Source organism: Gabonibacter chumensis, from assembly GCF_024741215.1.
GTDB classification, from domain to species: domain Bacteria; phylum Bacteroidota; class Bacteroidia; order Bacteroidales; family Marinifilaceae; genus Gabonibacter; species Gabonibacter massiliensis.
Map to the genome: position 1 here is coordinate 1,274,752 of NZ_JANSKB010000001.1, position 26,201 is coordinate 1,300,952.

Genomic DNA, 26,201 nt, shown 5'->3' on the forward strand with positions numbered 1-26,201 from the left:
GCGATTTATATGAAAAGGTTTGTGTTTATTATTATCATACTTTCTATTTTCACGGGAGTAAATGCCCAGACTGTAAAACGAGGATACGATCAAGGGTGGAAGATCGAGTTAAGTAAAGAGGTTCGAGAATCAGGAGATCCTTTTTATCAACGCGGAGATACCTTGTACCTGTTGTTTGATTCAACCGATACCTTGCAATTCAGGTATAAAACGGACGTACACTGGTTTTTACGTTCTTTGACAGAGGAGGAGAAAAAAGGTTTGAATAGTGGTGAAAATACGATTCTTTTAGTGGTCAGAACACGCTTCTCTTCCAGAAATAAAAAAAGAATAACCCTGTCTTCTCGAGATCTTCAAGGGAAGATACTCACGTCCCGACGAGAGTTGATGGATTTTTATGAACGAGAATTCCCGCGCTGTCTTGCCAGATATCGGAAAACACAAAAAAGTCGGTATCTTATTGCTCCCGGTGCCTGGAACTTACGTATTTACTTCAGACAAGTATACATGATCATTCCTTTGGAGAAGGATAAGTATCTGATGTATGAAGTTTCCTCGTGATGTAATGGTATTAGGAGATGAATTATGAATATGTATAAATGAATGCGTTAATATGTTTCGTAATTGAATAATTAAAAGATTTACGGTTTCGGATTTCAGACTGATGGTTTAAGACGGCAAGATCAGAATTGAATCAAATTAATTTGCAATCTAAAATTTACCATTAGGACTGATTTTGCAATCGGGTAAGTTTTTGATTTCGAGTTAAGGAATAGCGGTTGAGGGATTAGGGGGGAAGGGTTGGGTACGGAATGAGAATATATAAAAAACCCGAACTTGCAAGTTCGGGTTTTTTGAATGGGTTATTCGGAATAAAATCGTATTTGTTGTTGGATGGCTCTTGTACATGCAGGACAGAAAGCTTCTCTCTTGAGAGAGTTCATCAGGCAATCGGGCCAAGGTCTGTAAACACCTTTGGAAACGTAGCCGCCTCCCTCGTAGACCCCTAATTTAGTCGGATTTTCAGGGTCGACAGGCGTGGGGATAGGGGTATCTTTATCCATTAAGTTTTTCCATTTTTTTCCGAAATCGGTCAGCGTCGTCAAATTCGGTTCCCAAGGTTCTATTTTGGGAGGATAAAGATCGTTGTATTCGGCACCGCCCACGTATTCGTCTCCTAATCCGGCAAAAAGATGCCCGAATTCGTGTACGTATACTTTGGCCGAGTGTAAATTACCGGATATGCTTACACCGTAATGATTGTAGATGGCTCCTCCTCCGTATTTTTGCGTGTTCACGATGATGTAAATGTAGTCGTACGGAACGTTTGCGGCTAAATCTTTTACACTTTTAAAATCGTAGGTCATGATATAACGTTCCGAATCGAAGGTGTAGAAAGAGGAGTTCAGGATCGTATTTTTCCATATGTACTCACCCGGAATATCAACTCCGGATTCCTTCGAGGGAGCCAGAACGGCGCGTACGTTGAATTTATTTTTATTCTCTTTGTAAGGCGAAAAGCTGAAAAGTCCTTCTACGAATTGATGACAATCGGCTTTGAATTGCTCCATTTCGTCTGCCGAATAACCTTCCGGGAGCAAAACGATATCCACCCGTTTGGCAGGGTTACCCGTGTACATTACGTCATAAGCGGGGTATTCCAAGCGACGGTCTTTGCTAATGAAATAACTGTTCACGTCTACCGTGTATTCGAATTTCTTCACGAAAACGCCTTTTTTATTCCGGGCTGTAATCTCTATACGTACATTCTCTTTCGGAAAGGGCATGGTTACGGCCTCCGGGCAACTACGGCGAGTTGTCAGGGCTTCGTCTGTCATTCTCCATTCTCCGAAAAGACTGCAATACCCCCTGGAGTAGATTAATTTATTGGTTTTAAGGTCATAGACGTTCAGGTAATAATTACCGTATAGGGTAGTATCGATTAAATTGGTTTTGGAACCGCCCCAATAGGGCTCTTCCCGTAATCCCTCGAAGAAGATTTCATCCTGTTTGTTGTCTCCGCAATGGGAGTAATCCAGCCGGAGTGTTTTGTTATAGAAATAGGTGTCGAATTGTGCAAAACTATTTCCTGCCGAAAACAGGAGGATAGATAGAAATAATAGTCGCATTCTTTTTTTCATAAATTAAAAATTATTGTTTTACTCTTTGTAATATACTCGTTTCACCCGAGAAGATACTCCAGTCAGAATCTCGTACGGTATGGTGCCGAGTTTATCGGCTATTTCCGTTACGGGAATATGTTTCCCGAATATTTCCACTTCCTCGCCCACGAGGGCATCCGTATCGGTAACATCTATCATGCATGTATCCATACAGATATTTCCGATGATCGGAGCTTTTTTCCCTTTCACGTATACTTCACCGACCCGGTTGCTCAGATGACGATTCAATCCGTCTGCATATCCCACGGGGATAACGGCAATTCGCGAAGAACGGTCGGTATAACTTTTACGTCCGTAGCCGATCGATTGACCCGCTGGAACTTCCCGAATGGAAGAGATATGCGTTTTAAATGTACTGACAGGCCTGAGGAGGGCATGATCGGAGCTGATGCCGTGTAAACCTATTCCCAATCTGACCATGTCGAAATGATATTGCGGGAAACGCTCGATGCCGGCAGAGTTTAAAATATGTCGCCAGATTTTATAATTGAAACGCCTCTGGATTGTGGTTGTCATATTTTCGAAGAGATGAATTTGGTTTAAGGTAAATTCATCGTGTATACTTTCGTCGCTTCCGGCTAAATGGGAGAATAGAGAACGGATATATACGGTCCGGGGACGGTTGAAAAAACGGAGTAATTCCGGTAGATCTTTTTCGTCAAATCCGGAACGGTTCATTCCCGTGTTGAGTTTTACGTGTACCGGAAAATGTTTTATTCCGTGTTTACCGAGGGCTTTTTCAAAATCTTCCAAAATATCGAGAGCGTAAATCTCCGGTTCTAATCCGAACGTGATCATATTGTCGAATGCTTCCCGTTCCGGGTTCATTACGGCAATAGGGAGAGTGATACCTGCGGCTCGTAATTCTATTCCTTCATCCGCGAAAGCTACCATAAGGTAATCTACCCGGTGATATTGAAGGAGTGACGCGATCTCTTTGGACCCGCTGCCGTATGAGAACGCTTTTACCATAACCGCTAATTTGGCAGACGCGAGAGAGCGGAAATAGTTCAGGTTATGGACCATCGCATCCAGGTCGACTTCCAGGATGGTGCCGTGCGACTGTTTTTGCAGGAAACCGGCAATGAATTCGAATTGAAAGCGCCGGGCTCCTTTGATCAATATGACTTGATTTTTAAAATTGTTCCGATTCTCCTGCTTTAAGAACTGCTCGGTATTTTCATAAAATCGGGAGTTGGCAACGGTAAAGTAGTGCTGATACTCTCTTAATTCCTTCCCGATGCCGATGAAGCAGGCTATTTTTGCTTGCTGTAACAGCATGGCAATACTCTTGTACAGCGTCTGTTTGTCTTCGCTTATATCCATAAAGTCGGATAGGATGACCACCCTCTCTTTGTGGGGATCCTGTATGGATAGACTATTCAGGGCCAATTGAAAGGAGGCAGGATCGGAATTGTAGTAATCGTTGATCAGGATGCAGTTGTTGATACCCTCTTTTATTTCCATACGCATGGCTATAGAGGAGAGATTTTTTACGAGCCGGGTGATGGAGCTTGGTTGTATGCCTTTGAGTAATAGTATACAAACGGCATTCATCGTATTTTCGAAAGAAGCGGCGTCCGGAAACGGTATCGTGAGTGAGAACGAGATGTCTCCGTGTGTGATTTTTACTTGGCGACTATGTTCGTCGATATCCAATGTTTCGGTTTTTACGATTGCCTCCGGGCTCTCTCCCCAAAGAAAGAGCCGTACTCGATCCGGGAGTTGTTTTTTTATGAATTTCAATACTTCTCCGGCTTGCCCGATGAGAGTTTTGCAGGAGGTAAATAACTTGGCTTTTTCGGTTAGCTTTTCCTCTGTCGAGGTGAAATTTTCATCATGGGCCTCCCCGATATGAGTGAATATGCCGATATCCGGGCGGATCATCTGTTCCAAGCGTTGCATCTCTCCTTTTTGAGAAATTCCTGCTTCGATAACAGCGATCTCGGTCTCCTCTTCTATACCTAACAAAGAGAGCGGTACGCCCACCTGTGAATTATAGCTTCGAGGGCTGCGATAAACCCGGTAGTTTTCCATTAAAAGTTGAGAAAGCCATTCTTTTACAATGGTTTTACCATTACTACCCGTAATTCCGATTATTTCGGCTTTCGATTGTTGACGATAGTAGGCGGCTAATTGTTGCAGTGCGGATAACACATGGTTTACCCGTATAAAATTGGCTTCGGTCAATCGGTCGAATTCGGACCTGTATTCATGGATGACGAAAGCCCGTACCCCGTTTTCGTACAAAGGAAGAATATAATCATGTGCATCGTGATTTTGTCCTTTTAGAGCGAAAAAAAGGGTTCGGTCGGCATAAATGACAGAACGACTGTCAATACCGTATTCACTTATTTTTACGGGACATCCCTTTTTCAGGTCTCCGCGGATGACATGGGCGATTTCTTCGATTGAGTACATCATACGGCCATAATTAATATCTTTGATTCGCAAAAGTATAAATTAATCGGATATCTTTCCGTCGGGAACGTTATAAATAATTATATGCCGTTATCCTTTTCCGTTTGTCACAGGAGGGGGGCAAACAGACGGGCAAGAGACTCTTTTATCTTGTCTTTCTTGGGTCTGAATTTCCATTGTTGTATGCTGATCTCGCCGCTACCTTTCAAGTCGTTCATAAAATCCGTAGCCAACTTGCGGCTAACGTTCCGGTCGTAGATAATCATGTTCAATTCGAAATTCTGTTCAAAGCTGCGAATATCCATGTTGGCGGTTCCTACACTCGAAACGAGTCCGTCTACGATAATTAATTTGCTGTGATTGAATCCTTTGCGATACCTGAATACCCGTACGCCTGCCTCTAATAACTCTTCGACGTAGGAGCGAGTACACCAATAGGTAAGCAGGGAGTCTGATTTATAAGGAATCATGATACGTACGTCCACGCCGCTCATCGCTGCTGTTTTTAATGAATTGATGGTCGTTTCTCCCGGCATGAAGTAAGGCGTAGAGATAAACACGTATTTCTTCGCCATATTTATCAACGTGAAATAGGCTTGTTGAATAGACGTCCAGTCACTATCGGGACCGGAGGAGACCGCTTGCATGATGACACTTCCTTCTGTTCCTTTGTTCGGAAGATAGGCCTCTTTATTGAGTAAAAGTTCTTGCCGGACAAAATACCAGTCAATAAGAAATACGACCTGGAGTGAAGTCACCGCTTCACCTCGGACCTTCAGGTGCGTGTCGCGCCATATTCCGATGCCGGGCAGACCGTGTAAATACCGGTCGGCAAAATTCAGCCCTCCTAAAAAGCCGACCTCCCCGTCCACGACAACAATCTTTCTATGGTTTCGATAGTTTACCTTATTCGTAAACAGGGGAAACCTTACGGGGAGGAAAGGGTAGATCTGAATGCCGGCGGCCTGCATTTCACGGATGTAACTTTTAGGCAGTTTCCAGGAACCGACGTCGTCGTATATGACTCTCACTTCCACTCCTTCCGTCGCTTTTTTGATCAAAACGTTTTTTAGCCGTTCGCCTAATTCCCCTTTTTCAATGATATAGTACTCCAAATGGATGTATTTTTTGGCTTTGGAAATAGCCAAGAAGATGGCTTTAAAGGTTTCTTCCCCGTTATTTAATATATCTACCGTATTATTGCGAGAAAGCAGGGCCTTACTATTGTTCAGCAATAGTGTCATGAGTCGTTGTACGGTTTCCATGTCTTCCCTTTTCAACAGTTCGGTCTTTTTTATACGTTGTTTTTGATCTTCACTCATGTATTGGAGCCACTTGAAGTCTCCCAACCCTTTCATGGAGAACATTTTAATCCTACGGTAATTCATACCGAAATAGATGTAGAACAGCAGTCCGATACCCGGAATCAGACTGAGGACGAGCATCCATGCCAAAGTCCTGACGGGACTCCTGTTTTCCATGATGATGGTATACATTACGCCAATAACGGTAATGACATATAAAGTAATGATAATATAAAATATGATCGTCGTCCACGCCATGCTGCTACTCCTTGCCTTTTCAATTTTGTTGTTTCATGAATCTTTTTCTCTTTCTGTATATTTTCTGATTTTCAAATTTTCTCCCGTTCAATTTTGTTATCTTTGTCTTATGAATACAATCTTCGATTTACAACAGTACGCAATGCAAGTATTAAAGGATACTTACGACGAACGGGAAATCCGTTCTCTTTGTTCTCTTATTTTTCAATATACTTTGCATTATACAAATATAGAAATCCATCTGAAAAAACACGAACAATTGGATAAAAGCTTTATCAATAAATTTTTACAAATACTGGAAGAGCTGAAAACGGACCGACCGATTCAATATATTTTGGGTGAAACAGAGTTTATGGGGTTGTGTTTTAAATTAAATGAAAATACGTTAATTCCTCGTCCTGAAACAGAGGAAGTGGTTATGCGGGTGGTCAATTCCGGAATTTGTATGCCTATCCGGCTTTTGGATATCGGGACGGGAAGCGGGTGCATTGCGATCGCTTTGGCGAAGCAGATGGAGGGGTTGGAAGCGGAAGGTGTCGATATCTCTATGGAGGCTGTCCGGCAGGCAAAAGAGAATGCTCGGATAAACGGGGTAACAGTGGATTTTTATGTACGGGATATATTGCGTTGGAGAGAAGAGAAATGGCCTGTTTATGATGTGATCGTGAGCAATCCCCCCTATGTCCGCTTTTCGGAACGGCAATTTATGCATAATCGCGTATTGAATTATGAGCCGGAACAGGCTCTTTTTGTATCGGATGAAGATCCCTTGGTATTTTACCGTACGATTGCCGATTTTGCTATGTCTCATTTGAGATCGGGAGGGTCTCTCTTTTTCGAGATAAATGAAGCATTGGGAAATGAGATGATAAATTTATTGTCGGGAATGGCATACGAGGAGATAAAGATAGAACAGGATATACACGGTAAAGATAGAATCCTTTGGGCTAAAAAAAGGTAACTTAAATTCAGAAAATGACAGAATCGGTTTATATTGAGGACGATGGATGTGAAAAAGGCTTTGCATATAATTGCGGCTCAATGCAGCAAGAAAGAGTATTGTAGTTTCGATGTTATCGTGAAATTGCAACGTTGGGAATTGACGGGAACGGATATCGCGGAAGTTATGGCTTTTTTGGTGAAAAATCATTTTGTAGATGACGAACGTTATGCCCGGGCTTACGCGATGGATAAATTTCGGTTTAACCGTTGGGGAAAACAGAAGATAGAACGGATGCTTCGGCAAAAGCAGATAGCGGAACATATCGTTGCCGGGGCTTTGAAGGTTTTACCCGAAGAGGCTTATGATGAAGTGTGTATCTCTTTGCTGAAACAAAAGGCCCGAAGCTTGAAAGAAGACGATCCCTGCAAACGTAAAGCCAAGCTTTTCCGTTATGCCCTCGGTCGAGGGTTCTGTTACGAAGTCGTGTCCCGTTGTATCAAGCAGCTTTGATTTAAATTTTATTTCATATTTTCCCGGCCGGGAAAACACAGGGATGGAAATCTTTGGGAGTATACGATTGTCCCGTCGGGGAGAGTCGTGCGTTGGATGACCGGATGAAAATGATAATCCGAGTACGTGGGGTGAGTCTATTGCGGCTGATGCCGTAAAAATGAGTGAGGGTAGAATAGACGATCTGCCTGTTGAAAGAGTGATTTCAACTTATGTACATCGGTTTAATTCAGGGGGAAAATACTCATCCTAAATTACTGACTTTTTCCAAGGCTTCCATATCGGTGATCTTAATTTGTTTGCCGTTCAGCTCCACGATTCCTTCCGAGGCAAAATTCGATAACGTGCGAATAGCGTTGGAAGTGGTCATGTTGGAGAGGTTGGCGATATCTTCCCGGGAAAGGCAAACTTTTAACGTTTGACAGTCATCCTCGCATCCGTAAGTCTCTTTCAATACCAGTAGGGATTCGGCCAATCGCCCCCGGATATGTTTTTGCGTCAGGGTAACGGTCCGGCGGTTGGAAAAACCGAGATCGGTAGCTAAAGCGCGGATGACGTTCATGGCTACATCAGAGTTACTTCGGACGATGCCGAAAATCAATTCGGTTTTCATGATACACACGATGGAATCTTCTATGGCCTCGGCGGAGGCTATATGGTTTTCTTCGGCAAAAAAGGCGCGGTAGCCGATGAAACCGACGGGCTTGGCCATACGTACGATCTGATCCCTCCCCGAAACACCTTTTTTGATGATTTTGGCTTTTCCGGTGATCAAACAAATCAGACCGAAAGGTTTATTACCTTCCTCGTATATCAGATCTCCTTTTTTATAACTTTTGCAGATACTGGTTTGCCGGATAATGCTCTTGCTGCTTTCATCCAAATCGGCAAAGAGAGAATTGGGGCTATCGATACAAATATTACAATATTTCTCGTGTAATTCCTTGTCTTTAATTGTTCTCATAAGTTTGGTCGGTTATTTACGATAGTTTGGCTGTGAGAGGCATACGGCGTCCGTTTCCGAAAGCTTTTTTACTGACTTTTAAAATGGGAGGACATTGTGCCCTTTTGTAATCGTTCCGGTTTACCATCATGATTGTTTTTTCTACGATCTCCGGGGCAAATCCTTGAGCAATGATCTCCTGTTCGGACAGGTTCTCTTCTATGTATAACTTTAATACGGCATCCAATACGGGATAGTCGGGGAGAGAATCCTGATCTTTTTGCCCGGGGCGGAGTTCTGCCGAAGGCGGTTTTAATAGGGTGTTTTCCGGAATAATTTCCCGTTCCCGATTGATGAACCGGGCTAATTGGAATACTTCCGTCTTGTATACGTCTCCCAGCACGGATAAAGATCCGCATAAATCTCCGTATAGTGTTCCGTAGCCTACTGCCGCTTCGCTTTTGTTGGATGTGTTCAATAAGATGTTCCCGAATTTATTCGACATGGCCATGACCAGGGAGCCTCTGACACGTGCCTGAAGGTTTTCTTCCGCCACGTTGAAGGGTAAATCCCGGAACACGGGCTTTAAAGTGTTTAAAAAGGAGTCGTATATCTCTTTTATGGGTAAAGTCTCGTGAGGTATATGCAAATTTTTCGCCAAGTCAATGGCGTCTTTCACGGAATGATCCGTGGAGTAGTGGGAAGGCATTAATATTCCCCTTACATTTTCACTCCCGATAGCTTCTGCGGCCAAGGCGGCAACGACAGCGGAATCGATACCGCCGGAGAGACCTAAGATGGCTTTGGTGAAATTATTCTTTTTGAAATAATCTTTTATTCCTAAGATTAAAGCATCGTGTATCAATTGTATTTTTTCCGGTAATTTCTCTTGGAGAGGCTTACTCTTGGCCAGTTGAAAAGTATCGATCAGCAGAAAATCCTCTTCGAAAGCGTTTAATCGGTGTGTTAGGACGCCCTGTGCGTTAAATACCAACGTATTGCCGTCAAAGATAAGGGAAGTGTTCGCGCCGACGTGGTTTAAAGAGATGACAGGGGCCTTTTGTTTTTTGGCCATGGAGGCAAATACCTCTTTCCGGTAGGCGCAACTTTCGGTCGTGAAAGGTGTCGCACCGACGTGGATGATGAGCGAGTCCGTCATTTGGATACTTTCTGTCTCGTATTCGTCAAAAATAACCCGGATATTCTGATCTTTATAACGGATGGTTGTGTTTTCTTCCCCCGCGATGAAATAGCGACTCTCGTCGAATACGTCGTAATCGCTAAGGATGGTTTTGTTGGCCCCTCCCCGAACTTCCTTATTGTACATGAAAAAGATAGCGTTGTACAGAATACCGTCTTCTATATCGAGGTTGGGGCACCCTACTAAAGCGGCTATGGAATCGCAGGTCTCGGCAATTTTCTCGATACTGATCCGGCAAGCGTTTACAAAATACTCTTTTTCGAACAGATCCTGAGGATAAGCCCCGCATACGGCGTGTTCCGGGAATACAACAAGATCTGCTTTCATCGACTTCGCTTTTTTGATAGCCTTTATTATAAGCTCCTGATTTTTCTGTATATCACCGATGTGGTAATCGATCTGGGGTATTGCTATTTTCATAATTCCTGCATGGCGCTGCCGGGCAGCACGACCTGTTTTAAGTTTATAAAATCAATCTTTTCCGTTATGAGGATTAAGATTTTTAGCTATCTCTTATTATACCTGTCACAGGTAATTTTTTTTGTTTATAACAGATGAATTTTGTTTTCCTGAGGCAAATTTACGAATTTTGGGCTGAAATAACGATAGAAATTTATATAAGTTTATGATGATAGAAAAAAAAGAGATCCGAAAACGGATCAAAGAGATAAAGAGTCGTTACGCGTTGGATGAGAAGAAGAAGATGTCCCGTTCTATTTGGGAACAGTTGGAGAAAGACCCTTCATTTGGACGAGCCGAGGTCGTCTTGTTGTATTGGTCTATGGATGATGAGGTATATACGCACGATTTTATTTGTAAATGGGCGGATAAGAAGGTTGTTTTGTTGCCTTGCGTGAAGGGGGATATTTTGGAATTGCGAATGTTTAAAGGGGTGGATTCTCTTGCTCCCGGGGAAAGTTTCGGAATATTGGAGCCACAAGGTGAGTTATATACGGATTACTCTTCCATCGATCTGATCGTTGTGCCCGGGGTGGCCTTTGATGCACAAGGGAATCGGTTGGGCCGCGGCCGCGGATACTACGATCGAATACTGAAGGAGACACGGGTAGCTAAAAAAATAGGGGTATGCTTCAATTTCCAATTTCTGAGGCGTGTTCCGGTAGATGAATTGGATGTGAGAATGGATAAAGTAATCCATGAGACATAAAAAAACCGTCCTTAAAGACGGTTTTTGAATCTTTTTTATGATGATTAAGCTTCTTTCGGAGCTCCAACAGGGCATACTCCTGCACATGCTCCACAAGAGATACACTCGTCAGCATTGATTTGATAGTGATCATCACCCATAGAGATTGCTCCAACAGGGCACTCTGATTCACATGCTCCACAAGAAATACAATCATCAGATATTACGTAAGCCATTTCTATAAATTTTTTTGTTAATAATGCCGCAAAATTAGAATCTATAATTGAAACAAAAAATTTTTTGCTTATAAAAAGACCGAAATCATTGAATTTAGATTTGTTCTATTCTTTATTTTGGGGTTTTTGCAAAGATTCTACATTCACATGATCTCGGATAGATGAAGTCGTAATGAATTTATAACGTGATGATTAGAAGTATAAATATAAACAGGATTCGGCTATTCGGCTCTTTCGGGAAATTCTTTCGCCTGATGATGGCGGAAACACACTCGATACGATAAAATGCGCTTTGAGCGAGATCAGACAATCCGAGTTATGATTATGCATTATATATTTTCGGTATAAGGGAAAAAGGATTTGTATTTTGTCATTATTTCTTTAACTTTGCGGCAAAATTTTGAGAACGGGGGTTTATAAAATCGTGCAATGGGAATACGGATATGGTCTATAACCCCGGGGCTTTAATTCGCATTTGAGTAGCACATATGAATAAAGATTATGCAAGTATTTGAATTAAAAGGAGACGTAAGAAGTGATTTAGGGAAAAAGGCGACAAAAGCTTTGAGAGCCGAAGAAAAAGTTCCATGTGTACTTTACGGTGGGGAGGCTAACGTACATTTTGCCGTTGCGGAACGTGATTTAAGAAAGTTATTGTATACTCCTAACGTATACCTTGTAAAATTGACGCTTGATGGAAAGTCTTACGATGCAGTAATGAGAGAGATTCAATTCCATCCTGTAACCGATCGGGTATTGCATATTGACTTCTATCAAACGGCTGATGATAAACCGGTAGTAATTGAAGTTCCGGTGAGAACGGAAGGTTTTGCCGAGGGTGTGCAGGCCGGAGGTAAATTGGTTTTGGTAAGTCGTAAGTTGAAAGTAAAATCTCTTCCGAAAGATATGCCTGACGAGCTCGTTTTGAATGTAGAGAAGTTGGGTGTAGGTAAATCCATTAAAGTGAAGGATTTGGATTTTCCGCATATTGAAATCGTGAATGCGAAGAGCGTGGTTGTCGCTCAGGTTAAATTAACAAGAGCCGCAAGAGCCGCACAATCTGAAGCTAAATAAGTTGTAAGAAGACAAGATGAAATATCTTATCGTGGGATTGGGAAACATAGGTCCCGAGTACCAGAATACACGACATAATATAGGATTTAAAGTATTGGACGCTTTTGCTAAGGCGTCCAATGCTGTTTTTGAAGATAAGCGTTACGGGGCCGTAGCCACGGTAAAGGTAAAGGGGAGAACTTTGATTTTACTGAAGCCGAATACTTATATGAACCTGAGTGGAAAAGCCGTGGCTTATTGGTTGCAGAAAGAGAGAATCGAATTGTCGGATGTGCTCGTTATCGTGGATGATCTGGCTTTGCCCTTTGGTACGATTCGATTGAGGGGGCAGGGAAGCGATGGAGGTCATAACGGTTTAAAAAGTATTAACGAATTATTGGGTACGCAGGCGTATGCCCGTTTGCGCTTCGGAATAGGTAACGATTTTGCTCGCGGAGGGCAAATTGATTACGTGTTAGGGCATTGGACCCCCGAGCAGGAAGAGAAGATGCCCCGGATGCTGGAACATTGCGAGGAGATCATTAAAAATTTCATTTTCGTGGGGCTTGGGAAAACGATGAGTCAGTTTAATAATTGTAAATTCTGAAATCGGGTGATTAAAGGATTCTAAGATTGAGAGATTGGAGGATTATGTGATTAGGAGATTTAGGGATTAGGGGGATATAATGATTGAGAGATTACGTGATTACATGATTAGAAAAATTGACGATTGTAGGATTAAAATTGAATCACGAAATCACAGAATTCTTCTGATTTGCAATGAACGATTCTGTGATTGGAGAGAGTCACGATTTCCGATTTTAGAGAGTTCGAGCAGAGTTTGGATCAAAAGTTATCGGGTATGGACGAGAAGGTAAGGATAGATAAATGGCTTTGGGCCGTACGAATTTTTAAAACTCGTTCGCAGGCAGCCGAGGCATGTGGAAAGGGACATGTTTCAATCGGGGAGGTGCACGTGAAGGCTTCTCGGGAAGTGAAGGTCGGAGAGGTCGTGAGAGTAAGAATTCCTCCGATAGAGAGGGAGTATGTCGTTAAACAGGTTACGGATAAACGTATGTCTGCCCAATTGGCTGTCGGTTTTGTAGAAGAGATTACGCCTCAGGAGAGGTTGGATATATTGGAAGGGACACATATGATGTTTGAGCATCGGGATCGGGGTACGGGACGTCCGACCAAACGGGACCGGCGTTTAATAGATAAATTGAAAGGTGACGTTTAAAATTTGATTTATGTTGATTGCACGCGAAAAGAGAAAAAGTAACATAGCGGAGTATATCCTTTACATGTGGCAGCTGGAGGATATGTTGAGGGCATTGCATTTGGATATGACTTTGGTGGATCAACATATCGTTAGTGGTTTTCAAGTAGATGAATCGACTCGTAAAGAGATGTTGGACTGGTATGATAATTTGGTCGAGATGATGAAGAAGGAAGAGGTGACCCGGGAAGGGCATTTGCAAGTCATTAAAAATATGGTAAGTGAGTTGACAGAGATGCATTATCATCTTTTACATCAAACTCATGATGTCCGTTACCGGCATATTTTTATGGCAGCAGCAAATAATTTATTGGATTATCGCCGTAAATCCGATTTATCCGAGGAGGTTTCCGACGTGGAATTGGCTCTGCATGCTCTTTATGGAAATTTGCTGCTTAAATTGCAAAAGAAAGAGATCCACGCTCAAACGACGGCGGCGATGGAGTCTTTCAGTCGTATGCTGGCCTATTTGTCTGCCGCATATAAATGTTTGGAAGAAGAGAGCGAGTGAGAATGACAGATAATTAAATAATATTTCTAACTTTGAAATCGGGCAGATCCGTCAGTCGGCAGAGTATGGATGGTGGGAAGACGGAGAATAAAGGTTTATCAATTCTAAATTATTTGTTATGAAAAAAGCGGTGTTTATAGCTATTCTGATCTTTGTAGGCATAACGTGTTGGGCGGAGAATCGTTCCAAAACATTTAAAAAGAACTTTCCTGCCTCAGCCGTGAAAGAATTGAGAGTATGGAATCGTTTCGGGAACATCGATGTTCGTCAGGAAGGTGACGAATTCGAGATCGAAGCCGTTATTGCAATGGAAGGGAAGTCGGGGGCAAAGTTAGATGAATTATTGAAATATATATACATACAGGTGCAGGAAGAGGGGGAAGTTTTGGATGTTAAGACCGTTTTTGGAAAAGATATGAGTATGTTACAAAGGATATCGTCGGTAATTGTAAATGTGGATTACCACCTTAAGGTGCCGGTAGGGAAGAATGTTAAATTAGAGGTGGAAGATGGTAATATCCTTTTGGGAGATTTTGCCGGAAATTTAAGCGTAGGAAGTGTTTCTGGAAATTTTAAGGCTCATTCTGTAAAGGAGGGGACTTTTATGGTTAATTTCTCTAAAGGAGATTTCGAAGTTGAGGAGTTGACGCGGCTGAAAGGAGAGTTCAAATCAGCTAAGGTAAAAATCGGAGGGGGAAAAGATGTAAAATTAAATTGTACTTCGACGGCATTGCAACTGATGGAAGCCGATCGTTTGAACTTGAAAACCTCGGGAGGGACCTGCTTTTTGGGAATGATCGATTGTTTAACGGCAGAATCTTTTTACACCAAATACGAGGTTCAAGATATCGGAGATTCTTTGCAGATGAAAACCCGATGGGGGGAAGTTAATATTCGGAATATTCATTTCTCTTTTGCCGCCGTAGAGATCAAAAGTTATTCGACGAAGTTGGGGTTGACGTTTGGTGAAGGTGCAGCTTATGATTTAAGTTTGAAATATAATCGGGGAGTAAAAGTTGATTTACCCAAATCCTTTCAATTGAAAACACAACCTATGACCGAAAAAAATATGATTTGGAGAAAAGGAGCGGTCGGGGATAAAAAATACGATAGTAAGGTGGTTCTGGAGTTGTCGGGAGGAAATCTATTTATACAGTAATGAGGATTCGTGTGCAGGCAAATGAAGGAGTGAAGATGTATCAGACACATATTTTTGAGAATGGATTGAGGCTTATTCATTATGAAATTCCGAATAAAGCGGCTTATTGCGGGTTGATCATAAATGCCGGAAGTCGTGACGAGCGAGAAGAGGAGTTGGGAGTAGCTCATTTTATAGAACATGTTATTTTTAAAGGAACGGAAAAGCGGAAGGCTTATCATATTTTGAGTCGTTTAGAGGATGTAGGCGGTGAATTGAATGCTTATACCACGAAAGAGGACACCTGTATTTATGCCACTTTTATGCCGAAAGATTACGAGCGGACGTTGGAATTGTTTGCGGATATTGTTTTCCATTCCGTGTTTCCTGAAAAGGAGCTTGAGAAGGAGAAAGATGTCGTGTTGGATGAAATTAATTCCTATAAGGATAGTCCCGGGGAGTTGATTTTTGATGATTTCGAGGAATTGATCTATAAAGGGTATCCTATCGGTAGAAATATTTTGGGTGATGAGGCTGCCGTGCTGCGTATTGATCGGAAAATGATCCTTGATTTCGTGAAGCGAAATTACAATCCCGAGCGGATGGTTATTACTTCTGTGGGAGATATGCCGTTCGAAAAGATCGTTCGTTTGGTTGAAAAATATTTTGCCGTTTACCCGAGAGGATCGGAGATTTTAAGACGGACTAAACCGGAGATCTATTTGCCCCGTTTCGTGAAAGAAGACAGGGATACTTATCAGAGTCATTGTATTATCGGAAATGTTGCCTATGACCAAACACAGGAAAAACGGGTGGTTTTATCGTTGCTTGTTAATCTTTTGGGTGGACCTGGAATGAACTCCCGATTGAACCTGAACATCAGGGAGCGTTATGGTTTGGCTTATAATATAGAAGCTTCCTATACTCCCTATTCGGATACAGGGGCTTGTATGGTTTATTTCGGTTGTGATAAAGAGAATGCAGCCTGGTGTTTGGATTTATGCCGGAAGGAGATGCGCTTGCTCTATGAAGAGAAGTTAGGTCCTGTACAGTTGAAGAGGGCCAAGGCTCAGATGATAGGGCAGATTACCATCTCCTCGGAGAACTATGAAAACCTGATGCTTTCTATCGGAAAAAGTTTTTTAATATACGATAGAGTGGATAGTCTGGAAGATGTTTATGCCCAGATAGAGAGTATTACGCCGGAAATGTTGATGGAAGTGGCGCAAGAGATTTTTGATTTGGAAAAACAGTCTATTTTGTTATATAAATGATATGTTGGAAATGAATGCGGAATTGGAACAGTACATTTTGTCCCATAGCGAACCGGAGGATCCTTTGCTATCGGAGTTGACTCGTTCAACCTTTCTGCATGTACTGCGTCCCAGAATGCTGTCCGGAAATCTGCAAGGACAATTTTTAAAGATGATTTGCCGAATGACTGGAGCCCGGAGGATATTGGAGATAGGAACGTATACCGGGTATTCGGCGATCGCTATGGCTTCGGGTTTATCGGAAGGGGGGTGTTTGCATACCATTGATATCAACGATGAGTTGGAGGATTTTACCAGAGAATACATAGAAAAAAGCGGTCTGTCTCGTCGGATTGTTTTTCACGTGGGGGATGCTCGGAAGGTAATTCCAACGATAGACGAAGTTTTTGACTTGGTATTTATCGATGCTGATAAGCGGGAATATTCCGATTACTATCGTTTGGTATTTGATCGGGTACGTCCCGGAGGAGTCATTATTGCCGATGATGTGTTGTGGAACGGGAAAGTTTTGGAACCTGTAGGAAATCCTGATGCCCAAACGAAAGGAATATTGGATTTTAATGCTCTCGTGCAGTCGGATGTGCGTGTAGAGAATATTTTACTGCCCATTCGTCACGGACTGATGTTGATCCGGAAAAAATAAATATCTTTGTTCTGAAAACCGATAAGATGGTAAGCTTATTCTCAAATGTTCATGGAATATGAAACAATATTTAGAATTATTAGATAGGATATTACAAGAAGGGGTTGAGAAAACGGACCGTACCGGTACGGGAACGATTAGCGTTTTCGGCCATCAGATGCGTTTTGACCTGTCAGCCGGTTTCCCGTTGCTGACCACTAAAAAATTACATTTAAAATCCATCATATATGAATTATTATGGTTTCTTCGAGGCGATACGAATGTGAAATATTTGCAGGAACATGGCGTACGGATATGGAATGAGTGGGCGGATGAGAACGGGGACTTGGGACATATATACGGTTATCAATGGCGTTCTTGGCCTCGCCCTGACGGAACTCATCTGGATCAGATTTCACAAGTAGTAGAAGATATAAAACATACTCCAGACTCTCGTCGGTTAATCGTGAGTGCGTGGAATTCCGGGGATATTGAGAACATGGCGTTGGCTCCTTGCCATGCCCTTTTTCAGTTTTACGTGGCCAATGGAAAATTATCCTGTCAACTGTATCAGCGGAGTGCCGATTCTTTTTTGGGTGTTCCTTTTAATATCGCGTCTTATGCTCTTTTGACCATGATGATGGCTCAGGTGTGCGATTTACAACCGGGAGAATTTGTACACACTTTGGGAGATGCCCATATCTATTTGAATCATATCGATCAGGTGAAATTGCAGTTGTCCAGGGAACCGAGGAACTTGCCTGAGATGGTAATTAACCCTGCCATAAAATCCTTATTTGATTTCCGGTATGAGGATTTTGAGCTGCGGAATTATAACCCGCATTCGCATATAAAAGGAGAAATCGCAGTCTGATGAATTTTAAATCGTAGATTTTAAACTGTAAATTATAGAAATGGATTTAATTTATAATTTTCAATCTGCATCGTTAATCTACAATTAATTATGGTTTTGTCAATAATAGTAGCAGCAGCAGAAAATAGTGTTATCGGTAGGGATAACGGGTTAATATGGCATTTGTCGGGAGATCTGAAGCATTTCAAGGCAATCACCACGGGACATACGGTAGTGATGGGAAGAAAGACATTTCAATCTATGGGACGGGCTTTGCCTAACCGGAGGAATATCGTTATTTCCCGTAATCCGTCATTTGTTGCGAAAGGATGTGAATTGGTCGATTCCATTGAAAAAGCATTAGAGTTGGCAAAGGATGAGGAGGAAGTTTTTATTATTGGTGGCGGTACGATATACCGGGAGTTATGGGATCAGGCTGATCGTCTCTATCTGACGATCGTTCATACGGTGTGCGATGGGGATACGAAGATCCCTTCCGTGGACCTTGGGTGTTGGGAAAAAGAAGATCAGGAAGATTTTCCGGCAGATGAAAAGAATGAGTTTGCCTATTCGTTTATCAATTATCGAAGAAAGAAAAAGTAGAATGATTTATCGGATTAACCCCAAGTATAAAGAGTTTGAGTCGTTTATCTTAGCTATTCCCCAACGTTTCGAACGAGAAGGTGAAGTGTTGGAGGCGGATCGGAATGTGATAAAAGTGTTGGAGATCAACGGCCTCCGGTTAAATGTCAAATCTTATAAGAAGCCGAATTGGGTGAATCGCTTTGCTTATGCTTATATTCGGAAAAGTAAGGCCGAACGCTCTTTCATTTATGCCAATAAATTGGTAGAGAAGGGGATTGGAACACCGGATCCTGTTGCCTATATTCTCTATAAAAACGCCTGGGGGGTTACTCGCAGTTATTATATCTCTTTACAAGTGGATTTTGATTATGAATTCAGGGATTTGAAGAAAAAACATCCGGTCGATATGGAACGGATATTAAGGGAGTTTACCCGGTTTACCTATAGGCTTCATCAAAATTCGATCTATTTTTTGGATCATTCGCCCGGTAATACATTGATAAAGAGAAAAGGAGATGCTTATTGTTTTTATCTGATCGATTTGAACCGGATGCAATTTAAATCGATTTCTCCTTTGGTCGGATTAAGAAATTTTTACCGTTTGAATGCAGACGATGAAATGATTGGTATTATGGCTGATGAGTATGCGCGACTAACGGGAGGGAATAGTAGGGAGATGTCCGTTTTGTTGAAAAAGTGGACTCATGAACATGATGCCAACGTATTGAAACGCAAACAAAAAAAAATAGCCCGACGTAGACGGTAGCTTACTTTCTCCGTATTTTTCCAAATTTTTTTATACTCGTGTATTTACGCCATAGGTTAAGTTTCCGGTGTGAGGGAACACCGTGTCGTGCAATATAATCTCTGGCGGCATCAAGCATGCGATGAGCTACTTTACCATCCAGGTAAGGATCGTAATTTTCGATGACCCATTTTCGCTTGTTGATGCATTCTTCGTCGCATTGAACTCTTTCAAAGGCGTCGGAAAGTTCTTCCGCTTGTTGTATATCTTGCCAGTAGATGTCTTTGGCAATGGTTTTATAGGTGATTACCGGTTTATCCAGCAAAAGAAATTCGTATACGGTCGAAGAGGTGTCGCTGATCATAACGTCGGCCATCAATTGATATTTGGTAATATTGTGATCCTCGATCCAAAGTATATTTTCGTGTTGTTCGGATAGTGTTTTGTATTCTTCCATCCATTCCGGCCGGGTGAGGGGATGGAATTTTAAGATCAATAAAATATCTTTTTCTTTCGCTATTTTAACCAATCCCTCTTTGATAAAAGGAAGGGAGGTCAGGGAGGGTGAGAATGTGGGAGCGTACAGGAGAAGTTTACTTTTACGGTATTTTTCCAATAGCTCTTTTTTCTCGTTATCAAAAGTATGCAGGTTCGCGTATATCCAGTCTTGGCGGGGCCAGCCTGTTTCGACTACTTCGAAATCTTTATATTTTTTGGCCAAAGCCTTGAACCCTCGGGTAAAGAAGGGCCCTTGGGTAAAATAAGTGTCAAAATAGCGACGGATCACCCAATGATCTTTTTTTTCTGCGGCATAACCGTGAAATATCTGTATTTTTACTCCCGGCAGGTAATAGGGAACAATGTTGCACGGAACGAAAATGACTTCCGGTGAGAAATCGTAGACTTTCTGTATGCTATCGGTCCATCGGGTATCGTTTCGTAAAGGAAAATCAGGAATATTTTTTTGATGAACATACCATAATAATTCATGTCCGCCCTCCTGTTCGGCTTCCTCTTCAATCGGTTGCAAAATGTTGATGGCGTATTTCTGCTCACAAAATAGTACGATTCTCATTATAATAGGTGTTGGGGTATTTGTTTTACTGCATGCTGAAAATCTTCTACCGTATCCAGCTCCATGGAAAAATAATCGCTGGTGTCGACAGGATAGAAATAATGTCCTTTGGGAATCAACCTTTCAAAAGCCCGTTCATAAAAAATGTTATCCAGTTTTTCTACCGTAATCATTTGATATAGCTCGTGGTAAAGAGCCGTAAGATAGGAGTTGGAGATTTTCTCTATCCCGATGGATTCTCCGATTGCTTTCTCGATAGAACAGGTTTTGCTGATCTCTATGATTTGATTCTTCTCGTTGGTAATCACTTTAATCTCTTCTTCTCCAAGATGATGAGCGTTTAAAGCCAGGCAATTCTCGTGAGGGGATTCCTGCAATAGCCGGATCATTTCTGGGTCATAGAGGATGTCGCTATCGAGTAATAGAAATTCGTTCTCGCGAAGAACTGCCGGCAAGGCTAACCATAAGGAATAGATGTTGTTGGTACTCGCATATCTCTCGTTGTAAATGAATCGAACCGATAAGTTCGGATAGGTCGTTTTTACAAATGCCTCGATCAACTCTTTTAAATAACCGGTGACAATGATAATTTCATCTACCTGATGCAAAAGTAATCCGTCGATAGCCCGTTCCAACAGACAGCGATCACCGATCTTCAATAAGCATTTGGGTTTATCGTCTGTAAGCGGACGTAAGCGGGAAGCTATACCGGCAGCAAGAATGACAGCTTTCATAAAAATGAATTTACGGTTTGAAATTCTTTGCTACTTCTTTTATCGTGTCGATAACCAAACGGTTTTGTTTTTGGGTTCCGAGGGTAATCCGCATGTGAGTATTGATGTTTTCCTCGTTCATGAATTTCACGATCAGCCCTTTTTCTTTTAATGCTTTCTGAAGTTCGGATTTCATGGCGATCGGATATTTTACGAGGATGAAATTGGCATCGGATCGGTACACTTTGAAACCATCCAATACTCCTAACTCTTTTTTGTAGGTTGCTCGATCTTCTGCCATTAAGTCCGCTATGCGTTGATAGTAATCACTGGCTTTAAATACGGCAATTCCGATCTCTTCGGAGATTCGGTTGTAACCTAAATATTTGGTACTGTAATTCAGGAATGGAGTCAGGTTACTACCCATGAAGGCAAAACCTAATCGCAGTCCGGGCAGTCCGTAAAATTTGGAAAGTGTTCTGACGATTAAGAGGTTGGGGTATTTTTCTATTAAAGGTTTGATGTAACTGGTATCTTTGTTAGCGAATGAAGCGTAAGCTTCGTCGATAACAACGACCGTATCCTTATCGATAAAGGATAGTATCCTATCCAACTCGCTTTCCGATAGGGAGTTTCCGGTCGGATTATTCGGGGATGCGATTAAGATCATTTCCGGTTTTTCCTGTTCGGTGATTTTTTGCATTCCTTCGATATCGTATTTAAAGGTATCGCCCTCTTCGTATAGAGGATAGAATATGGTACGTCCGTTTACTTCGTCAGCGATAGACTTATAATACCACCAGGAAAATTTGGGTATGAGTAATGTTTTAGTTTTGGGACCTCCTGCTAAAAAACAATGTACCACTTGTTTTAAAATGTCTTCTCCGCCGTATCCTAAAATGACTTGTTTCTCGGGAACACCGTAGAGTGTGGAGATATAATCCGATAATATACTTTTTTTCCCTTCATCGTAAATACGGGTGTAAAAACATAATTTATTGGGATCGAAATTCTTTAGTACTTCTCCGATTTCAGGTGCAGGACCGTAGTTGTATTCATTACGGTCGAGGTAAGTTATCTTATTTTCCATGGTTATTTTATATGGTTTCCAAAACATTCAAATAAATAGTTGCTTTAAAATGAAAAAAGCGTTTATTAATGATATGCAAAACTACATGAAATAATTTAATACGCCAAAATAACCGCTCTCTTTCGGCATGGAGAATGCGTAACTGAAACGGGGGTGTATTTGGCATAAATAATAAATGTTAACATTCATGTGTGCCCGTATTATGGAATGAAATTATAATTTTGTTATCTAATGTATAATCTGTCAGATTCATAGTGTAGATGTCGTTTGCAGAATGGAGTTATAAGATTTTTGATGATGCAACACATGCTTATCATCTTGTAGGTGAGGTTGAAGCGAAAGTAGTCAACCCGTATGATGAAAAGAATATTGCTTATCATTTGTATGTAAAAAATTGGACGGATGCGATACAATGGCATCTGGAAGATATTATTCGGGATCCGGATATTGTTCCGGATAAAGCGTTGAGTATAAAACGTCGGATAGATGTGTTGAATCAGATTCGTACGGATATTGTTGAAAAAATCGACGATTGGTTTTTAGAGAAATATAAAGACGTAAAGACCGGGCCGGATGCTGTGTTGAATACGGAAAGCCCCGCGTGGGCATTGGATCGTCTCTCTATTTTGGCTCTTAAAATTTATCACATGGAACAGGAAGTGGAGAGAAGAGATGTTTCACCTGCCCATGTAGAGAGATGTAGGTTTAAATTGGATGTATTGAGGTGCCAGCGTCGGGATTTGATTGTGGCGATTGATCAATTATTGGCGGATATCGAATCGGGTAAGAAATATATGAAGGTCTACAGGCAGATGAAGATGTATAATGATCCGATGCTGAATCCCGTATTGTATAAAAGGATGGAGGTGGATGATTAAAAAGGTTTTAATTATTCGTTTTCGTCGGATTGGGGATGCCGTATTGTCCACCGTACTTTGCAGTACTATTCGTAAAAACTTTCCGGAGGCGGAGGTGCATTATCTCTTGCATGATCCGATAAATACCTTATTCGAATATCATCCCGATATTGATAAAGTGATCTCTTTTCCGGCGAAGGATAGTGTCGGGAGTTATTTGAAACGTGTTTGGCGATTGATGCGGAAAGAGAAGTACGATGCGATTATAGATACCCGTACCACTTTTACTTCTTTGTGTTTCTCCTGGTTTTCTTTTAAAACAAAATACCGTATCGGGACTCGGAAGAGTTATTCTTTCATCGGTCATAATTACCGGATCGCCAATCAAAAAGACGATACCTTAGACGAAGTCTCGCGAAATTTGTTATTGCTGAAGCCGTTGGAACGGTTAAGACCGTTGGAATACGTGTCTGATTTTCGACTGTGCATTACTTCGGAAGAGAACCGGGATTTTCATTCTTTTATGGAGCGGGAAGGAATTGATTTTTCCAAGCCGGTAATTATCTGTACTCCTTTTACCCGGGTAAAAGGAAAAGCATGGAGTATGGAGAGAATGAAAAAAGTGTTGAGACTGATCATTGAAACTTATGACGCCCAATTGATATTCAATTACAACGAGCGGGAAAAAGAGGCCGCTTTTCGACTCTTTCGGGAGATGGGAGAAGACGAGCACCTTTTTATTCATATTGAAGCCGATTCCATAAGAAAGTTGGGTGCCATGTGTTTGCAGGCAGACTTCTTTTTTGGTAATGAGGGCGGACCTCGGCATATCGCTCAGGCCTTGAATATTCCTGGCTTTGCTATTTATCCGCCTTGGGTGGATAAGACGAAATGGTTGCCTAATCCGAGTGAACGTTACCAGGGAATTAGTCCCCGGGATGTAATTCCTCCGGATAAATGGCAGAGCCTGACGGACAGAGAACGTTTCGAGCGGATTACCGTCAAGGAGGTGTGGGCGAGATTACGACCTATGCTCGATAAATTTTTGGCTTCGAAATCCGGTATTACTTAATAAACCCTTTTCTGCTTATTTTTACGGTAAGCCCGATGTTATTTTTGAATACTTTTCCAAAATCTCCGTATATACCCGTGTCGATATTTACGGGCAAATGCCGTAGGGGCAATCTGGCTTCCAATCCGAAAGAGAATTGACGGTGAGAACCCTCGAATTTTTTTGAATAAGTTCCGTAGTTAATGGAATAGGATAGCATAGCCTTGTAAGGAACTTCCCGGAAAGCCTTTCCTTTTATTCCTATGTAGTGAGCTATAATTCGGTTATTGTATATTCCTACCCCCCCTTTTTCCATGTCGGATAACATAAAGGGAGAACCGATGGTGCGTTGATACAGGGTCCAACCGCTCCGGTATTCGCCGTTATTGAAATAATTGTCACAGCCTCCTAATATTTTTTTACCGTACGTAGGACTGTTCGGATCTTGATGTTCCATCTCTTCAGGTGTAGCTGGTCGGTCGTGACGGGAGCCGGATTGGTATTTGGTATAATAGAATTCATACATAATATCGCTGATCCATTGTTCTTTATTCTTGGCTCCGTAATAGAAATTATAAGTTCCGTCCGGAAAAGAACGAAAATCGGTGCCCGATCCGTCTTCAAACGGGATGTCGTGATAGAACGTCAGGGTGTAATTGTCTCCTATGTAATTGATGCGTAAATGTTCTCTTCCCAAATGATTTCCCAAGGCGTTGATCATATCGCTTTGGCTGGCATCCGAGCCTCCTTCCTTGGCGGCAACGATTCGCAAATAATCTTTGAACGAAGAGGGTTGTTTCCCGTATACCGGGGATTTTCCTCCCCATTGAGCCCAATGTTCCAGACCTATGATAAGTTCGATCCGTCGGTGAATCGTGAACTTTACAAATAAGGACTTATTGTGCAAACGGGTATCTTTTACATAGCGGTCATCGATCATCTGATAATCGGCCCAATTGAATTTAAAGGCAAAAAAATCTCCAATGGAGATGTAGTCGCTGCTAAGGTTGTAACCCGGCATGCTTCTGGAATTGCCGGAACGGACGAAATTGCCGTTGGTGGAGGAAATTCCGTTATACTCTTCTTCCGGGTGAATCATTCCCAGGTCCAACCGAAATTTTTTCCATTTGGCACTAACGTAAAGTTGGTCGACCAATAGGTTGTTTTCTGCTTGGGAGAGATAGGCAGCCCCGGAGAAACCGTAAGCGAATTGTATTTTGTGCTTATTGTTGAAATCCGAGAAAATACCGGCTTCCAACAAGCCGCCTTTGCCGTTGGGAATAAGGCCGTGACGGTTGGAGATCATCCAGAAAGGTAATTCGTTTTCCGATGAGATAAAACCGGTAAGGGAGGTCTTATATTCCATACTTCTTTTTTGAGCACACATGACACCCGGAAGTAAAAATATCCCTAATAAGATAATTACTGTTCTCATTTAAAAAGTTCAATTATACACAATACAACTTACAAAGGTATTTAAAAATCGATATAATCTTTGTAATCTGTGTTATTTCTTGTCAAAAGAAGTTTTTCTATTACCGGGATATCTTCTTTATAGGTTAGTTTGATGTTGGAAGGGGAACCCTCCACGATCTTAATCGGGATGTCGGGAAAGTAACGATGGACCACTCCACAGTCGTCGGTGCTGGTAAATTGGGGGTCGTTTTGTGCCAGTTGGTATGCTTCCCTCAGAATGGTTGAGTGAAACCCCTGGGGGGTTTGAACGTGGAACAAAGTCTGACGTCGGGGTATGGCAGCGATAAACCGACCGGTCGAATCGCTCTGTATGATGGTGTCAGTTGCCGGTATGGCCGTAGTACACGCTTCATGGGTATTGAGGTTTTCGACAATACGATGAATGATGGAGTGAGAGACTAACAAGCGAACGGCGTCATGAATGATAAAGAGCACGTTTTCATCGGCATAGGAGCTTAAGGCTGCCAGAGTGGAGTGATAGCGTTCCCTGCCGCCCGGTACGATTTTTTTTACCTTGTGAATCTTTTCCGCATCTACGATATGCTGGGCCTGCGTGATAAAATCTTTATGAATAACAATGATGATTTCGTCTATATCGGGATGTGTTTGAAAGACGGAAAGCGTGTGTGCCAATACGCTTTTTCCGGCGATTTCTAAAAATTGTTTCGGAATATCATTCCCCAGTCTTAATCCGGAACCTCCGGCCAATATGACGCCAATGCGTTTCATGATA

Annotated in this window: 27 protein-coding genes; 16 read left to right on the forward strand and 11 right to left on the reverse strand. The window is 41.9% G+C overall.

Features of this window, described 5'->3' with window-relative positions:
* The first annotated feature begins 9 nt into the window (after positions 1–9).
* Positions 10–561 (forward strand): hypothetical protein, encoded by a 552-nt coding sequence (locus NVS78_RS05450; protein ID WP_286358250.1) that lies wholly within the window; start codon positions 10–12, stop codon positions 559–561.
* A gap of 302 nt (positions 562–863) precedes the next feature.
* Here NVS78_RS05450 and NVS78_RS05455 read toward each other — a convergent pair whose 3' ends face one another.
* From NVS78_RS05455 to cls, 3 genes are all read right to left on the reverse strand, one after another.
* Positions 864–2,141: a M64 family metallopeptidase gene (locus tag NVS78_RS05455; RefSeq protein WP_286358251.1), complete on the reverse strand. Its 1,278-nt coding sequence runs from the start codon at positions 2,139–2,141 to the stop codon at positions 864–866.
* 18 nt (positions 2,142–2,159) lie between these two features.
* Positions 2,160–4,607, reverse strand: a complete 2,448-nt coding sequence (locus NVS78_RS05460) for a bifunctional UDP-N-acetylmuramoyl-tripeptide:D-alanyl-D-alanine ligase/alanine racemase (RefSeq protein ID WP_286358252.1) — start codon at positions 4,605–4,607, stop codon at positions 2,160–2,162.
* A gap of 104 nt (positions 4,608–4,711) precedes the next feature.
* Entirely contained in the window at positions 4,712–6,166 is a 1,455-nt protein-coding gene (cls, locus tag NVS78_RS05465) for a cardiolipin synthase (RefSeq protein ID WP_286358253.1), read from the reverse strand.
* Positions 6,167–6,275: 109 nt separating this feature from the next.
* Here cls and prmC point away from each other — a divergent pair, with 109 nt between their 5' ends.
* Positions 6,276–7,127 (forward strand): peptide chain release factor N(5)-glutamine methyltransferase, encoded by an 852-nt coding sequence (prmC, locus tag NVS78_RS05470; protein ID WP_286358254.1) that lies wholly within the window; start codon positions 6,276–6,278, stop codon positions 7,125–7,127.
* A 42-nt stretch (positions 7,128–7,169) separates the two neighbouring features.
* Positions 7,170–7,619: a regulatory protein RecX gene (locus NVS78_RS05475; protein WP_286358255.1), complete on the forward strand. Its 450-nt coding sequence runs from the start codon at positions 7,170–7,172 to the stop codon at positions 7,617–7,619.
* Positions 7,620–7,863: 244 nt separating this feature from the next.
* Here the strand turns inward: NVS78_RS05475 and NVS78_RS05480 are convergent, their stop codons facing one another.
* Positions 7,864–8,583: a Crp/Fnr family transcriptional regulator gene (locus tag NVS78_RS05480; RefSeq protein WP_059026407.1), complete on the reverse strand. Its 720-nt coding sequence runs from the start codon at positions 8,581–8,583 to the stop codon at positions 7,864–7,866.
* A gap of 16 nt (positions 8,584–8,599) precedes the next feature.
* A complete protein-coding gene (locus NVS78_RS05485; RefSeq protein WP_286358256.1) occupies positions 8,600–10,183 on the reverse strand; it encodes an NAD+ synthase in 1,584 nt (527 codons plus the stop codon).
* Between the two features lie 205 nt (positions 10,184–10,388).
* On the opposite strand from NVS78_RS05485, the gene NVS78_RS05490 reads away from it, so the two are divergent.
* The gene (locus NVS78_RS05490; RefSeq protein WP_353620717.1) at positions 10,389–10,931 is read left to right on the forward strand and encodes a 5-formyltetrahydrofolate cyclo-ligase; all 543 of its coding nucleotides are present in this window, start codon (positions 10,389–10,391) and stop codon (positions 10,929–10,931) included.
* Positions 10,932–10,975: 44 nt separating this feature from the next.
* Here NVS78_RS05490 and fdxA read toward each other — a convergent pair whose 3' ends face one another.
* Entirely contained in the window at positions 10,976–11,146 is a 171-nt protein-coding gene (gene fdxA, locus NVS78_RS05495) for a 4Fe-4S ferredoxin (protein ID WP_071595998.1), read from the reverse strand.
* A gap of 501 nt (positions 11,147–11,647) precedes the next feature.
* Between fdxA and NVS78_RS05500 the strand changes: the two genes are divergently transcribed.
* The 10 genes from NVS78_RS05500 to NVS78_RS05545 all read left to right on the forward strand — a co-directional run bounded on the left by NVS78_RS05500 (position 11,648) and on the right by NVS78_RS05545 (position 19,227).
* A complete protein-coding gene (locus NVS78_RS05500) occupies positions 11,648–12,220 on the forward strand; it encodes a 50S ribosomal protein L25/general stress protein Ctc (protein ID WP_041504249.1) in 573 nt (190 codons plus the stop codon).
* A gap of 16 nt (positions 12,221–12,236) precedes the next feature.
* Positions 12,237–12,806, forward strand: coding sequence for an aminoacyl-tRNA hydrolase (gene pth, locus NVS78_RS05505; RefSeq protein ID WP_286358257.1), 570 nt, complete (start codon positions 12,237–12,239; stop codon positions 12,804–12,806).
* A 255-nt stretch (positions 12,807–13,061) separates the two neighbouring features.
* On the forward strand, positions 13,062–13,439 hold the full coding sequence (locus tag NVS78_RS05510; protein WP_286358258.1) for an RNA-binding S4 domain-containing protein: 378 nt from the start codon (positions 13,062–13,064) through the stop codon (positions 13,437–13,439).
* 10 nt (positions 13,440–13,449) lie between these two features.
* Positions 13,450–13,989, forward strand: coding sequence for a DUF4924 family protein (locus NVS78_RS05515; RefSeq protein ID WP_286358259.1), 540 nt, complete (start codon positions 13,450–13,452; stop codon positions 13,987–13,989).
* 118 nt (positions 13,990–14,107) lie between these two features.
* Positions 14,108–15,148: a DUF4097 family beta strand repeat-containing protein gene (locus tag NVS78_RS05520; RefSeq protein ID WP_286358260.1), complete on the forward strand. Its 1,041-nt coding sequence runs from the start codon at positions 14,108–14,110 to the stop codon at positions 15,146–15,148.
* Positions 15,148–16,401 carry a M16 family metallopeptidase gene (locus tag NVS78_RS05525; protein WP_434802120.1) on the forward strand — a complete coding sequence of 418 codons (1,254 nt, stop codon included), beginning with the start codon at positions 15,148–15,150 and terminating at the stop codon, positions 16,399–16,401. Before NVS78_RS05520 ends, NVS78_RS05525 begins: the two co-directional genes overlap by 1 nt.
* A 1-nt stretch (position 16,402) precedes the next feature.
* Positions 16,403–17,044: an O-methyltransferase gene (locus NVS78_RS05530; protein WP_286358261.1), complete on the forward strand. Its 642-nt coding sequence runs from the start codon at positions 16,403–16,405 to the stop codon at positions 17,042–17,044.
* Positions 17,045–17,102: 58 nt separating this feature from the next.
* Positions 17,103–17,897: a thymidylate synthase gene (locus NVS78_RS05535; protein ID WP_286358262.1), complete on the forward strand. Its 795-nt coding sequence runs from the start codon at positions 17,103–17,105 to the stop codon at positions 17,895–17,897.
* A gap of 90 nt (positions 17,898–17,987) precedes the next feature.
* A complete protein-coding gene (locus tag NVS78_RS05540; protein WP_286358263.1) occupies positions 17,988–18,479 on the forward strand; it encodes a dihydrofolate reductase in 492 nt (163 codons plus the stop codon).
* Between the two features lies 1 nt (position 18,480).
* Positions 18,481–19,227 (forward strand): hypothetical protein, encoded by a 747-nt coding sequence (locus tag NVS78_RS05545; RefSeq protein ID WP_286358264.1) that lies wholly within the window; start codon positions 18,481–18,483, stop codon positions 19,225–19,227.
* A gap of 1 nt (position 19,228) precedes the next feature.
* On the opposite strand, the gene NVS78_RS05550 is transcribed toward NVS78_RS05545, so the two are convergent.
* Genes NVS78_RS05550 through NVS78_RS05560 form a run of 3 tightly spaced genes read right to left on the reverse strand, consistent with a single transcriptional unit; the run spans position 19,229 to position 22,084 of the window.
* Positions 19,229–20,281, reverse strand: a complete 1,053-nt coding sequence (locus NVS78_RS05550; protein WP_286358265.1) for a CDP-glycerol glycerophosphotransferase family protein — start codon at positions 20,279–20,281, stop codon at positions 19,229–19,231.
* Entirely contained in the window at positions 20,281–21,015 is a 735-nt protein-coding gene (locus NVS78_RS05555; RefSeq protein ID WP_286358266.1) for a phosphocholine cytidylyltransferase family protein, read from the reverse strand. Before NVS78_RS05555 ends, NVS78_RS05550 begins: the two co-directional genes overlap by 1 nt.
* A gap of 10 nt (positions 21,016–21,025) precedes the next feature.
* Positions 21,026–22,084, reverse strand: a complete 1,059-nt coding sequence (locus NVS78_RS05560) for a pyridoxal phosphate-dependent aminotransferase (RefSeq protein ID WP_286358267.1) — start codon at positions 22,082–22,084, stop codon at positions 21,026–21,028.
* 260 nt (positions 22,085–22,344) lie between these two features.
* Between NVS78_RS05560 and NVS78_RS05565 the strand changes: the two genes are divergently transcribed.
* Together NVS78_RS05565 and NVS78_RS05570 are read left to right on the forward strand one after the other, a co-directional pair.
* Positions 22,345–22,962, forward strand: a complete 618-nt coding sequence (locus NVS78_RS05565; protein ID WP_286358268.1) for a DUF4254 domain-containing protein — start codon at positions 22,345–22,347, stop codon at positions 22,960–22,962.
* Positions 22,955–24,013 (forward strand): glycosyltransferase family 9 protein, encoded by a 1,059-nt coding sequence (locus tag NVS78_RS05570; RefSeq protein ID WP_286358269.1) that lies wholly within the window; start codon positions 22,955–22,957, stop codon positions 24,011–24,013. The genes NVS78_RS05565 and NVS78_RS05570 overlap by 8 nt, the downstream gene beginning before the upstream one ends.
* On the opposite strand, the gene NVS78_RS05575 is transcribed toward NVS78_RS05570, so the two are convergent.
* Positions 24,006–25,427 carry a capsule assembly Wzi family protein gene (locus NVS78_RS05575; RefSeq protein ID WP_286358270.1) on the reverse strand — a complete coding sequence of 474 codons (1,422 nt, stop codon included), beginning with the start codon at positions 25,425–25,427 and terminating at the stop codon, positions 24,006–24,008. The genes NVS78_RS05570 and NVS78_RS05575 overlap by 8 nt on opposite strands.
* A gap of 41 nt (positions 25,428–25,468) precedes the next feature.
* Complete coding sequence (ispD, locus tag NVS78_RS05580; RefSeq protein ID WP_286358271.1) at positions 25,469–26,197, reverse strand: 2-C-methyl-D-erythritol 4-phosphate cytidylyltransferase; 729 nt, start codon at positions 26,195–26,197, stop codon at positions 25,469–25,471.
* Positions 26,198–26,201: the final 4 nt, after the last annotated feature.

Bases quoted from the DNA above. Each gene is read 5' to 3' on its own strand.
- NVS78_RS05450 (WP_286358250.1), top strand. From the start codon at position 10: ATGAAAAGGTTTGTGTTTATTATTATCATACTTTCTATTTTCACGGGA.
- NVS78_RS05455 (WP_286358251.1), bottom strand. From the start codon at position 2,141: ATGAAAAAAAGAATGCGACTATTATTTCTATCTATCCTCCTGTTTTCG.
- NVS78_RS05460 (WP_286358252.1), bottom strand. From the start codon at position 4,607: ATGATGTACTCAATCGAAGAAATCGCCCATGTCATCCGCGGAGACCTG.
- cls (WP_286358253.1), bottom strand. From the start codon at position 6,166: ATGGCGTGGACGACGATCATATTTTATATTATCATTACTTTATATGTC.
- prmC (WP_286358254.1), top strand. From the start codon at position 6,276: ATGAATACAATCTTCGATTTACAACAGTACGCAATGCAAGTATTAAAG.
- NVS78_RS05475 (WP_286358255.1), top strand. From the start codon at position 7,170: ATGGATGTGAAAAAGGCTTTGCATATAATTGCGGCTCAATGCAGCAAG.
- NVS78_RS05480 (WP_059026407.1), bottom strand. From the start codon at position 8,583: ATGAGAACAATTAAAGACAAGGAATTACACGAGAAATATTGTAATATT.
- NVS78_RS05485 (WP_286358256.1), bottom strand. From the start codon at position 10,183: ATGAAAATAGCAATACCCCAGATCGATTACCACATCGGTGATATACAG.
- NVS78_RS05490 (WP_353620717.1), top strand. From the start codon at position 10,389: ATGATGATAGAAAAAAAAGAGATCCGAAAACGGATCAAAGAGATAAAG.
- fdxA (WP_071595998.1), bottom strand. From the start codon at position 11,146: ATGGCTTACGTAATATCTGATGATTGTATTTCTTGTGGAGCATGTGAA.
- NVS78_RS05500 (WP_041504249.1), top strand. From the start codon at position 11,648: ATGCAAGTATTTGAATTAAAAGGAGACGTAAGAAGTGATTTAGGGAAA.
- pth (WP_286358257.1), top strand. From the start codon at position 12,237: ATGAAATATCTTATCGTGGGATTGGGAAACATAGGTCCCGAGTACCAG.
- NVS78_RS05510 (WP_286358258.1), top strand. From the start codon at position 13,062: ATGGACGAGAAGGTAAGGATAGATAAATGGCTTTGGGCCGTACGAATT.
- NVS78_RS05515 (WP_286358259.1), top strand. From the start codon at position 13,450: ATGTTGATTGCACGCGAAAAGAGAAAAAGTAACATAGCGGAGTATATC.
- NVS78_RS05520 (WP_286358260.1), top strand. From the start codon at position 14,108: ATGAAAAAAGCGGTGTTTATAGCTATTCTGATCTTTGTAGGCATAACG.
- NVS78_RS05525 (WP_434802120.1), top strand. From the start codon at position 15,148: ATGAGGATTCGTGTGCAGGCAAATGAAGGAGTGAAGATGTATCAGACA.
- NVS78_RS05530 (WP_286358261.1), top strand. From the start codon at position 16,403: ATGTTGGAAATGAATGCGGAATTGGAACAGTACATTTTGTCCCATAGC.
- NVS78_RS05535 (WP_286358262.1), top strand. From the start codon at position 17,103: ATGAAACAATATTTAGAATTATTAGATAGGATATTACAAGAAGGGGTT.
- NVS78_RS05540 (WP_286358263.1), top strand. From the start codon at position 17,988: ATGGTTTTGTCAATAATAGTAGCAGCAGCAGAAAATAGTGTTATCGGT.
- NVS78_RS05545 (WP_286358264.1), top strand. From the start codon at position 18,481: ATGATTTATCGGATTAACCCCAAGTATAAAGAGTTTGAGTCGTTTATC.
- NVS78_RS05550 (WP_286358265.1), bottom strand. From the start codon at position 20,281: ATGAGAATCGTACTATTTTGTGAGCAGAAATACGCCATCAACATTTTG.
- NVS78_RS05555 (WP_286358266.1), bottom strand. From the start codon at position 21,015: ATGAAAGCTGTCATTCTTGCTGCCGGTATAGCTTCCCGCTTACGTCCG.
- NVS78_RS05560 (WP_286358267.1), bottom strand. From the start codon at position 22,084: ATGGAAAATAAGATAACTTACCTCGACCGTAATGAATACAACTACGGT.
- NVS78_RS05565 (WP_286358268.1), top strand. From the start codon at position 22,345: ATGTCGTTTGCAGAATGGAGTTATAAGATTTTTGATGATGCAACACAT.
- NVS78_RS05570 (WP_286358269.1), top strand. From the start codon at position 22,955: ATGATTAAAAAGGTTTTAATTATTCGTTTTCGTCGGATTGGGGATGCC.
- NVS78_RS05575 (WP_286358270.1), bottom strand. From the start codon at position 25,427: ATGAGAACAGTAATTATCTTATTAGGGATATTTTTACTTCCGGGTGTC.
- ispD (WP_286358271.1), bottom strand. From the start codon at position 26,197: ATGAAACGCATTGGCGTCATATTGGCCGGAGGTTCCGGATTAAGACTG.